At 50.2% G+C, this 11,078-nt stretch carries 10 protein-coding genes and 1 pseudogene; 3 read left to right on the top strand and 8 right to left on the bottom strand.

The features are described from left to right. The 7 genes from AC2JC8_RS02170 to AC2JC8_RS02200 all read right to left on the bottom strand — a co-directional run. A partial coding sequence (locus AC2JC8_RS02170; RefSeq protein WP_484594143.1) for an RNA recognition motif domain-containing protein occupies nt 1-176 on the bottom strand: 176 nt, incomplete at its 3' end. A 100-nt stretch (nt 177-276) separates the two neighbouring features. After that, a complete protein-coding gene (argH, locus tag AC2JC8_RS02175) occupies nt 277-1,689 on the bottom strand; it encodes an argininosuccinate lyase (RefSeq protein ID WP_484420116.1) in 1,413 nt (470 codons plus the stop codon). Between the two features lie 20 nt (nt 1,690-1,709). Then, a complete protein-coding gene (locus AC2JC8_RS02180) occupies nt 1,710-3,083 on the bottom strand; it encodes a PP2C family protein-serine/threonine phosphatase (RefSeq protein WP_484594124.1) in 1,374 nt (457 codons plus the stop codon). 28 nt (nt 3,084-3,111) lie between these two features. Beyond that, entirely contained in the window at nt 3,112-4,443 is a 1,332-nt protein-coding gene (gene ftsY, locus AC2JC8_RS02185; protein ID WP_484594125.1) for a signal recognition particle-docking protein FtsY, read from the bottom strand. After that, complete coding sequence (gene nusB / locus AC2JC8_RS02190) at nt 4,436-5,059, bottom strand: transcription antitermination factor NusB (protein WP_484594126.1); 624 nt, start codon at nt 5,057-5,059, stop codon at nt 4,436-4,438. Before nusB ends, ftsY begins: the two co-directional genes overlap by 8 nt. A gap of 5 nt (nt 5,060-5,064) precedes the next feature. After that, the gene (locus AC2JC8_RS02195) at nt 5,065-5,808 is read right to left on the bottom strand and encodes a DUF502 domain-containing protein (RefSeq protein ID WP_484401441.1); all 744 of its coding nucleotides are present in this window, start codon (nt 5,806-5,808) and stop codon (nt 5,065-5,067) included. Between the two features lie 49 nt (nt 5,809-5,857). Next, nucleotides 5,858-6,508 (bottom strand): HpsJ family protein, encoded by a 651-nt coding sequence (locus tag AC2JC8_RS02200; RefSeq protein ID WP_484594127.1) that lies wholly within the window; start codon nt 6,506-6,508, stop codon nt 5,858-5,860. A 37-nt stretch (nt 6,509-6,545) separates the two neighbouring features. Between AC2JC8_RS02200 and queG the strand changes: the two genes are divergently transcribed. From queG to AC2JC8_RS02215, 3 genes are read left to right on the top strand one after another with little or no spacing between them, the layout of a single operon-like run. After that, nucleotides 6,546-7,448: a tRNA epoxyqueuosine(34) reductase QueG gene (gene queG / locus AC2JC8_RS02205; RefSeq protein ID WP_484401443.1), complete on the top strand. Its 903-nt coding sequence runs from the start codon at nt 6,546-6,548 to the stop codon at nt 7,446-7,448. A 56-nt stretch (nt 7,449-7,504) separates the two neighbouring features. Beyond that, a complete protein-coding gene (locus AC2JC8_RS02210) occupies nt 7,505-8,338 on the top strand; it encodes a tetratricopeptide repeat protein (protein WP_484401444.1) in 834 nt (277 codons plus the stop codon). A 50-nt stretch (nt 8,339-8,388) separates the two neighbouring features. Continuing rightward, nucleotides 8,389-10,851 carry a DNA gyrase/topoisomerase IV subunit A gene (locus tag AC2JC8_RS02215; protein WP_484401445.1) on the top strand — a complete coding sequence of 821 codons (2,463 nt, stop codon included), beginning with the start codon at nt 8,389-8,391 and terminating at the stop codon, nt 10,849-10,851. Here the strand turns inward: AC2JC8_RS02215 and AC2JC8_RS02220 are convergent. Further along, a pseudogene (locus AC2JC8_RS02220) lies at nt 10,848-11,078 on the bottom strand (amidophosphoribosyltransferase); the annotation flags it as partial. The gene AC2JC8_RS02215 and the pseudogene AC2JC8_RS02220 sit on opposite strands and share 4 nt — an antisense overlap.

The raw sequence follows: 11,078 nt of genomic DNA on the forward strand, positions 1-11,078 counted from the left end.
ATGGCTCGCTGTTCTGCAGCGTCGTCTGCCATTTCCACAAAGGCAAAGCCTCTTTTGCGTCCGGTGTCCCGTTCCAAAGGAAGGGAACAATTGCTTACCTCGCCGTGGGTGGCGAAGAGTTCGATGATGTCTTCCTGTTCCGCGCGGAAGGGAAGGTTGCCGACAAAAATGCTCACTGGCCTTAGGGACCGAATGGACCGTTGAATGGACTAGGGGATCCCATAGAAATGGGAACTTTCAAAATCTAAACCGGCAAGTGCCACTTAATCGATGTCTTTAAGAACACATCAAGAGATTGCGCCAATGATTGAGCTGGTGTTGCACCTGAGTAAAGCCAGTACCCCCTTCACTAATCCGCGCTGCCACCACCTGCCGCGGAGCGATCGCGGCATAAATACTTTGCTCAAAAGCTGGATGCAGCATTTGCCAACGCTCCAATGGCAACTCAGCTAGCAACACCCCTTCCTGCAGGCAGGTTTTAACCAAACCGCCAACTAATTGATAAGCCTCACGGAAGGGAACACCGCGATTCACTAAATAATCAGCCACATCAGTGGCATTGGAAAAGTCGCTGGCCACCGCTTGCTCCAAACGTTCCACCCGAAAATCAATACCCTCCTCCAATAAAATTGCCATGGCTTCTAAGCAATCTTCAGTGGTGCGCACAGCATCAAATAACGCTTCTTTGTCTTCCTGAAAGTCTTTGTTGTATGCAAGTGGAAGCCCTTTGATCATGGTTAGTAAGCCCTGGAGATGGCCAAATACGCGGCCGCATTTACCCCGCACCAATTCCGGCACATCGGGATTTTTTTTCTGTGGCATCAAACTGCTGCCGGTGGCGCAACGGTCGCTAAGGCGCACAAAACCAAATTCCTCACTAGCCCAAAAAATCACCTCCTCGCTTAGCCGGCTGAGGTGAACCATCACCAAAGCTGCTGCTGCGCTGAACTCCACAGCAAAATCACGGTCGCTTACCGCATCCAAGCTGTTGGCATAAATAGTTTCAAAGCCCAGTTCAGCTGCGGTTTGGCGGCGATCGATTGGCAGCGGGGTACCCGCTAGTGCCGCAGCCCCAAGGGGGCAAATATTTACCCGTTTACGCACATCAAGCAGGCGTAAACGATCCCGCTCGAGCATCTCCACGTAAGCGAGTAAGTGATGCGCTAAAGAAAGGGGTTGAGCCCGTTGCAGATGGGTGTAGCCAGGAATCAAGGTATGCAGATGCTGATCCGCCAGTAGAAACAAAGCCCGTTGCAGCCGTTGTAGGCGCGGTTCCAAGCCATCGATGCGTTGCCTCAACCAGAGGCGCAAATCAGTACCAACTTGATCATTGCGGCTGCGGCCGGTGTGCAGTTTTTTGCCCAACGGCCCCAGCAGTTCGATCAAGCGCCGTTCCACTGCGAAATGCACGTCTTCACATTCCAGGCCGGGCTTAAAACTGCCCGCTGCTGCCTCTTGGCGCACCGCTTCTAGGCCGGATATCAGATCAATACTTTCCTGCTCTGAAATCAAACCGCAACGCCCCAACATGCGGGCATGGGCAACAGAACCATCAAGATCCTGTTGCAGCAAGGCAATATCAAAACCAATCGAGGCATTAAAGCGCTCGATTGCAGGGTGCAAACCCTGCTCAAAACGGTTGCTCCAACTGGCCCCTTGTCCCCCTGTTACCCCTTCATTTGCACCCATTTCGCCTGGCCTGCAGGATTTCACAGGCTAGGCAACACCACTTCATCTTTCACCTTCATTACCACCACAGAGGCGTCGTCGTCTAAGTGGCGGCCTGGCCCCACAAAACGATCCAGCCGCGCAAAAAGTTGATCCAAAATTTCTTGGGCCCCAACCCCCGATTTGCATATCGCCAAGAGGGATCGCATTAAACGCTCCTCATCAAAACGCTCACCGCCAAGGCCGCTGGCTTCAGTAACACCATCGGTATAAAAAAGAAGCACATCCCCTGGCTCTAAAAGCACCTGCTCACAGCCGTAATCAGCATCGGGCTGCAAGCCAATTAATAGGCCAGGAGCATCAAGACGTTCCACCGTGTGGCCCTGCCGGCGCCAAATCAAAGGTGGGTTGTGAGCTGCATTACTAAAACGCAGCAATCTTGAGCGCGGATCATATTCTGAGTAAAACAAGGTAACAAAACGATTGGAATGAGCTAAGTCCTCTTGGGCTAATTGATTTAAATCATGTAAAATTCGATCAGGAGGTAAGCCGGTTAACACCTCAGCTCGCAACATTCCCCGTAGCAAGGTCATTAATAAACCTGCAGGTATACCTTTCCCCATTACATCTCCCATCACTAAAGCCCACCTTCCCTGTTCCCGTCTTTTACCAGTTAGTTGAGGTTTAGTGGGAATAAAATCGTAATAATCACCACCAACTTGAAAGGCGGGGCGGCAGCGAGCTGCCAGTTCTACCCCTTCAATCACTGGGCAGCGATCTGGCAACAATTGCGCTTGGATTTCACCGCCAATATTTAGTTGTTGATCTAATCGTTGATGCTGACGCATCTGCTCCAGTAACAATTCATTTTCAATCGCTACCGCCGTTTGATCTGCCACCAATTGCACATGGCGGCGTCTCACCTCACTCCACGAATATTGAGGATCACTACTAAAAACATATAAGCGACCCCGCTGTCGATTTTTTGCAACCACCGAAGTGCCAAAAAGTTGCACATCTCCCAGCTGCCTGCGCACCAATTGATCCAGCCGAGATGCCATCAATTCATCGCCCGCCTCGGAATCGAGATCTTTATCTTGCAAACCCGCCAACATGCGCAATAACTCAGCGCAACGGTTAGTGGCAGAGGCATGCAATTGTTCACGCCAAAGCGAACCATCACTGCGCAGAGTGAGCAAAATCGCACCTTCCGCCTCCACTAAACGGGCCGTGAGCAGAGGCACTAGCTCAAGAAAACGGCTGAGGTTAGTGAAACTACGTAAAGCAAACCCGAGGGATGCCAGTAGCTCTTGATTACGCCGTTGTTCGCGGTTGAGGCTATCGATCAGTTGCCGTAAAGAAGCGGCAGGGGTGATCGCAATTGGGGGTCGGTGGGCAGGCGGCTGGGCGCCCATGGGGCTGCCGCAGGGGGACTCAAGTTAGCTAATTTTTGGCTAATAAAGCTTCAATAAATTCAAAGCTGTTAAATGGTCTTAGATCGCGTAAACCCTCACCGGCGCCAATAAAACGAATTGGCAGGCCGGTTTCAGCCGCAACTGCAAGGGCAACTCCGCCTTTTGCACTTCCATCGAGCTTGGTGAGAATTACCCCTGTGAGTTGCGCGGCGGCAGCAAAAGCCATCGCCTGTCTTAAACCGTTTTGACCCTGGCTGGAATCAAGCACCAGTAACGATTCCACCTGAGCTTCTGGAGCAAGGCGATCAATAATGCGCCGCACCTTTGCCAGTTCTTCCATCAAATTGTGTTTTGTTTGCAGCCGCCCAGCGGTATCAACCAAAAGCAATTCAACATTTTTTGAACGTGCCGCACCTATGGCATCAAAAACCACAGCGGCAGGATCGGCGTTAGCGGAAGGATTTGCTATCACTGCAACCCCGCTGCGTTCTGCCCACACCTGCAATTGCTGCACCGCCGCAGCCCTAAAAGTGTCGCCTGCTGCCATCAGGCAGCTGTAGCCACTGCGCACCGCCAAGTTTGCAAGTTTGCCCAAGGTGGTGGTTTTACCAACACCGTTCACACCCACGATCAACCAAATATTGAGCCGGCCTTTTATTGGGGCAAGCAAGGGAGCAACTCCTTGTTTGCCAAGGGGACTCTCAAGCTGTTCGCGCAATTCTTGCTTTAGTAAAGAAATCGCTTCTGCCGCATCAACCACCGCTTCATTCATGCGCAGCCGCAAACGATCAAGCGCTAAATCGGTGCTTTGAATCCCTACATCAGCTTTAAGTAACAGGGTTTCGATCTGCTCAAGCGACTGCTCAGATAAAGGATCATCACCAAGATTTTCGAGTAATTGAGTAACAAAACCCTGACGGGTTTTTTCCATTCCACGCCGCAACTTCCCCAGCCAATCGATTTCTTCTATGGAAACTTGAGCCGCTGGTCGCCCTTGAGCTGCAAGCACTTCTGCAGACCAAAGAAAATCTGAATCCAGCTGAATTTCAGTAGTAAATTCAGCATTAACTTCAATCGCGGGTAACGACACACTGGCGAGCCGTTCATCTCGCTTTGCTGCTGCTTGTTCGAGCAAAGAAGGAGCTGTTGGAACTATTAAAACTTCTGGAACTTCTGGAACTTCTGGAACTTCTGGAACTTCTGGAACTTCTGGAACTTCTGGTGGAGTATCAAGAGGTGCCTCTGGCGCGCCCTGTTGTTGAGCCTTTAGGCGGGCATAAGCCTCCTTGGCCCATGCCAAAGCGTCCTCTGCGGATTGGGCCTCAGTGGTTTCTCGATTAAACCAATCAAACTCAGCCATTGTTTAGCCCTTGAAGTTCAGCAGCGGCAGTGATGTAGCGGCGCAAAACACCATTGATCTTGCGTCTGCCCGCCTCATCGCTATAGCGATTAGCCAATTCAACAGCTTCATTAATCGCCACAGCAGGGGGGGTTTGAAAAGCTTCAATTTCCACCACCGCTAAGCGCAAAATGTCTTGATCGATGCGAGCTAAACGGGTTAAACGCCAGCCCTCCATCACAGCATCAATGCGGCTATCTAAAGCTGGTTGCGCCGCAAATACTGCCTTGGAGCGCTGTAAAGCCCATTCGCGTAGATCATGCTGATCTGCTAATAGAAGCAAACGGGGAAGTTCCAAACTGGCCGATAACCGATTCAATACCTGCTCGGCTCCTTCTAAACCTTTATGTAAATGTTGCCTAACACGATCGTTTTCACCTTCGCTTAATTCGCTTTCTAAAAGAGCTTGTTGAGCTTGCTGCAGTTGATCTGCTGATTGATCCAATACCTCCCGTAAATGGCTATGCAGTGAGGTGAGCGCTTGGGCTAAAAGTTGCTCGGTAGTTGCTGGGCTGCGATCAGCCTTTTGACCAAGAATTAAAAGGGATAACTCCCTGGCAATCGTGCGGTTTTGCATCAATTTCAGGGTTTTGGTGGGCTGGGCTGCGTAGAGGGCCGCAATTGGGCGAGAAGGCTCGAAAAACTACGATTTACAGGGCTATCGCGATCTTCGGGGCTAACAATTCCTGCTGAGATAATTGTTCTAAATGCATCTTCAACACTCATATCAATATCACGAACTGCAGTTTCTGGAACTACGGTATACCAACCGGTAGTTGGATTTGGCGCTGTTGGAATAAAAACACTTAACATTGGTTGAGTGAAGCTAGCAGCCATCGATGCACCCAATACACCTGTTACAAAACCCAGCGAGTACAAACCTTCCCTTGGATACTCAACAAGCACCACACGGCGAAATCTAGTGCTGTTATCTTTTAATACCGTTTCTAGGATTTGCTTAAGAGTTTTATAAACCGAACCAGCTAAAGGTATACGGGCCAAAGTTCCCTCGCCGTAATCTAACAGCCATCTTCCAACTATATTACGCGCCATTAAACCTATTAAAAGAATACCAAGCAGAGGTACTAATAAACCAGCAAGCAGATTAATTATTTCCTGCAAAAATGGATTTAACGTATTAAATGGGCTGAACTGCTTTGGCACTGAAGTGAGAAAACTCACCACAAAACGAGTCACCAAAGTAGACAACCAAATTGTGGTTGCAAGTGGAATCACCACAAGCAACCCAGCGATCAGGTCGTTCTTGAGATCTTGTTGTAACCGCACATTGATTGGCGGTTCTGGTCTAGGGCGGGTCTGCACCAATGTTCTTGAGCAGTAAATCGCTAATTCAACTTAGCCACAGGGGCGTCCACTAGAGGATTGCCCCCAATGCAACAGCGGCTGTAGCTAGGGCTAACAGCAAAGCCATACCAGTGCTATTAAAACGTCTCTGACCCAAAGTTAGAGATCTGGCCCTTTCAGACTGCTGCACCTGTTGCTTGAGTTGGCCTAAACGGCCGTCTATGAAACGTTTTGCCTGGGCACTTGCCTGTTCATCACTCAAATTTGGATCCAGCTGACCGGCCTGACGCAGCTGAGCCACCAAGGCCTCAATCAATTGAGGATTGTTGCTTTCTGCAGTGGCCCGATTCAATTCCATCTGTTTTTGCTCCACCGCCTGATCAGACTGCTTTTGCAGGATTGCATTGCCGCCGATCGTTACCGGCACCGACACCAGCAGCGATAAAGCAAGGGCAATACCCACACCAAACACAGTCCAACGCAAGGGGCTGCGCTGCTGCTGCGGTTGATCGAGGCGGGAGCCCATCAACATCAAAAGCAAGCCAACTAAGGCCATCGGGGAAGCCTTAATCAAGGTATCCACCACCAATTGGCTAAAGGCCTCCTCACCCCAAGCATTTGCACTAAGCACTGCCATGAGCTCGAGAGCGAGCACCAACACCAGGGCACCGCCGATCCAGCGCAACAAACCAGATAAACGGGAAGGAGAAAGCTCTGGCACGGCACAATGAAGATGCGGCGCAACTGTAAAGGTGCCGGTGGATCTTGCCGAGCAGTTGAAACAACAGGCCATCGCCCAGGGTTTTGCTGTGGCAGGGGTGGCGGCAACGGCTGGCAGTGAACGGCTGGCTCTGCGTAATGCCGCCCTTGAACGCTGGTTGGCCGCTGGTTATCAGGCAGATATGGCCTGGATGAACAACCCAAAGCGGCGCCAGGTGGAACAGTTGCTACCAGGGGTGCGCAGCCTGCTAGCGGTGGGCTTGAACTACTACGTAGGGCAGCAGCAGCAGGTTGGTGTTGCCCGCATCGCCCGCTACGGCTGGGGGAGGGATTATCACCGCGTAATCGAACAACGCTTAAAACGCTTAGGACGCTGGCTAGAGCTGCAGCAACCCGATTGCCACTGGCGCGTTTGTGTTGATACAGCGCCGTTACTGGATAAAGCCTGGGCAGAAGAAGCTGGGATTGGCTGGATTGGTAAAAATGGAAACCTAATCAGCAAAAGCCACGGCTCCTGGTTGCTGCTCGGGCACCTGTTAACCACTGTTGAACTCACGCCAAGCATCCCCGCCACCCCCCTCTGCGGCAGTTGTAGTGCCTGCTTACCGGCATGTCCTACGGGGGCAATAACTGAACCGTTTGTTGTTGATAGCCGCCGATGTATTGCTTTTCACACGATCGAAAATCGAAACGCTGAATTGCCGATTGCGCTGCATGGCTGGATTGCCGGTTGCGATTTATGCCAAGAGGCCTGCCCCTGGAATCAAAAACAAGCACACGCAAATGAAGATCCTGAGTTGCAACCACGCCAATGGATGCTGCAAAGCAAACCAGCAGAACTACTCAATTGGAATGCAAGCCAGTGGGATCAGGCCTTGCGAAGTTCAGCCTTGAGGCGTATTAAACCGCATATGTGGCGCCGCAACTTAGGCTGCCTTTAGCTTTTTAGAACACCATGGGCCTCAAGCTGCTGGCTCTATTGGCCGCAGCAGCTTGCATGCTGCCGGCCCCCGCCCAGGCGCTTGTGCCGTATGTATTTGTGCCAAGCGCAAAAGAACTTGGTAAGGCGGGCCTTGGTATTGCAGGAGCTGCTGCCGGGCTGCTGCAAATAGGTCAAGTGGAGGAAGGGCGCAAATTAGCGCGATTGGCAGTGCAGGTTTTACCAAGCGATCCAAGAGCTTGGCTGGTGCTAGCGGAAGCTGAATTGCGCAGCACCGCTAAGGGAGAAAAAAACAACAGAGCCTATGAAGCTTTAGCAAAAGCGAAGCAGCTAGACCCAAATAATCCAGGAGTGTGGTTTGCGGAAGGTTCGTTAAATCTGCGTAATAAAAAACCGGAAGAAGCCCAGAAACTATTGAGGGAAGGGCTGCGCCTGGATCCAAATAATCCTGGTGCTTATTTTGATCTTGGTAATGCTCAGATCCAGCTCAAAGAACTAAATCCCGCCCTTAGCTCTTTTGAAAAGGCCGCCGGGCTTCGGAAAAATTTTTGGGAGGCGGTAAATAACCAAGCGATTGTGCTTTTTGAGCAAGGGCGCCGTAGCGAAGCGATTGGCCGCTGGCGCAAGGCCCTAGAAATCAGCTCCGATGCAGCAGAACCAAGCCTTGCACTGGCAGCAGCCCTTTATTCAGAAAGTAAAACCTCAACAGAAACAATCAACTTGGCGATTCAAGCCCTCGTGAAAGAACCGGATTACGTGCTGGATGCTTATCAAAAAGATCAGTTGTGGGGCGCGAAGTTGCGGCAAGCCACCCAAGTGATGTTCCTCGATGAAAGGTTGCGTGGTTCTGTGGATAGGGCCATGGGTATGGCCGGTTTTAAGGAAGAGTGAATTCGCTATCTGTAGGCTGAGCCGCACCCTTTCGGTTTAACCCACTCCGCATGGCGGACGAGCGCATCGTTCCGATCGCTCTGCATCAAGAGATGCAGCGTTCGTATCTCGAATACGCGATGAGCGTGATCGTGGGAAGGGCCCTGCCCGATGTGCGGGATGGGCTCAAACCAGTACAACGGCGCATTTTATTTGCGATGCACGAGCTGGGGCTCACCCCAGATCGCCCCTACCGCAAATGTGCTCGTGTAGTGGGGGATGTGCTGGGCAAATACCACCCCCATGGCGATCAAGCCGTCTACGACGCCCTGGTGCGGCTTGTACAAACCTTTGCCAGTCGCCACCCACTGCTGGATGGTCACGGAAATTTCGGTTCGGTAGACGACGATCCACCAGCGGCAATGCGCTACACCGAAACGCGCCTATCGCCACTTTCCCACGAGGGAATGTTGGCTGAAATAAGTAGTGACACAGTTGATTTCGCCAATAATTTCGATGGTTCTCAGCAGGAACCAACAGTGCTTCCAGCGCAATTGCCTTTTCTGCTGCTGAATGGTTGCACCGGAATTGCGGTGGGAATGGCCACAAGCATTCCACCCCACAACCTTGGCGAAGTGGTTGATGGCCTGGTGGCGTTAGTGCGCAACCCTGAGTTAAGCGATCAAAAACTTCTGGAACTAATTCCAGGCCCTGATTTCCCAACCGGTGGTGTAGTGCTTACCGGATCCGGATTACAGGAAACCTATCTGCAAGGTAGGGGCAGTATTCCCATGCGTGGAGTTGCCCATATCGAAGAAATGCAACCGGGGAAGGGCCGCCATAAAAGAGGGGCAGTTGTAATAACAGAGCTTCCTTATCAATTAAGCAAAGCAGGCTGGATTGAAAAACTAGCAGAACAAGTAAATGATGGAAAAATAAATGGAATTGCCGATATCCGTGATGAAAGCGATCGTGAGGGCATGCGGGTGGTAGTGGAATTAAGGCGTGATGCGAATGCAGAGCAAGTAATGGCTGAATTACATAAACGTACTGCGTTGCAAAGTAATTTTGGTGCCATCATGCTGGCGCTTGTTCATGGAAAACCGCAACAATTAAGCCTGCGGCAATTACTTGAACAGTTCCTTGAATATCGTGAATTAACAATGGTGCGGCGCACCCGCCATGCTCTAAAGCGTTGCGAAGACAGGCTTGAAGTTGTTGAAGGTTTAATAAAAGCACTTAATTCTTTAAAAGATGTAATTGAAATGATTCAATCCGCCCGTGATAGCGCAAGTGCGAAAGCAAGTTTGCAAGTGCAGCTTAATTTAAGCGAACGCCAGGCTGATGCTGTGCTCGCAATGCCCTTAAGACGTTTAACAGGCCTTGAACAGGAAAGCCTACGCAAAGAATTAGATGAGCTGCAAAAAGAACAAGCAGAGCTCAGTTATTTATTAAATAATCGCCAAAGCTTACTAGATACTCTCATCAAAGAGCTCAAGCAACTACGCAAACGTTTTGCTACTCCTCGCCGCACTCGCCTCCAAGAAGGTGGAGATGATTTAGTAGCCCAACGGGCTGCAGCGCAAAGACCAAATGCAGAAGCTCAAAGGCTGCATGCCCTTTCTGCCATCAGCGCTGATAATCGGCTGCTGCTACAAAGCGACGGCTTGCTGCGTATCGCCAGCCCGCAAATTCTGGGAAAACTACACCTACAAGAACCACTGCCCTATGGCGAACATGGACCCCATGGCCAATTAATCCTTGCGGTGCAACCAGCTCCAACTCTGCTGGCCTTCACAAGTGGAGGCAGGGTAGCTGCGTTGCGCTGGGAATTTGCTGCCCAGCAACCTGGGCCAATTGAAAAATTCCTACCAGAAAGTGTTGATGGCCAAGCAGAAAAAATAGTTGAGGTTTTAGTAATGCCAGCAGATAATGTTCCCTTCTCAATTGGTTTATTAAGTAGCGATGGCCGCTTTAAACGAATTGCCGCTGAGGAATTTAAAGATCTTTCAGGGCGAGCAACAACAGTTTTAAAATTGAAAGATGGAGTGGTACTAGAAAGGGCTGTTATCTGTAAAGAGGCTCAAAATTTAGTGGTTGCAACAAGCACAGGTAGAAGTTTAAGGCTTCCCATTGATGAAAACAGCATTCCGTTAATGGGCAAGACAGCCCAAGGACCCACCTTAATGAGGTTGCTGCCGGGTGAAACGATTGTTGGCGCTGCAGCCTGCCCGGCAGACGCTGATGTATTGCTAGTGAGTGCAATGGGTCAACTTAAAAAACTTTCCGTTTCAAGTATTCGGCTTTGCAGCAGGGGAGATCTTGGTGAAATTTCACTAAGATTTAGCAATCGTAGTGATCAATTAGTAGATCTAAGGGCATCTAATACTGAGCTAATAGTTGTTAAAACAAATGCTGGCAGTATTAGACTGAAAACAGACAGTATTAAAACAGAAGATAGCCACGGCACAGGTTTAAACCTTGAACTACCCAAAACCGAAAAGGTAGTTTGCCTAATACCTCTAATTAATTAAGATTGAGCTAAACCACTGGGCTCTAACATTAATTTATGTTCGCGAAGTTCAGCTTCTACAGGGATTGGATAGTTACCATCAAAACAAGCTGTACAAAAATTTGATGCCTGTTCTTGGGCGCATTGCAACATCCCTTCTTTGCTTAAATAAGCTAATGAATCAACACCAAGATGTTCTATTATTTGTTCAAGATTAAAGCGTGCTGCAATAAGTTGATCCTGTGAATC

The organism is Synechococcus sp. (genome assembly GCF_982614295.1).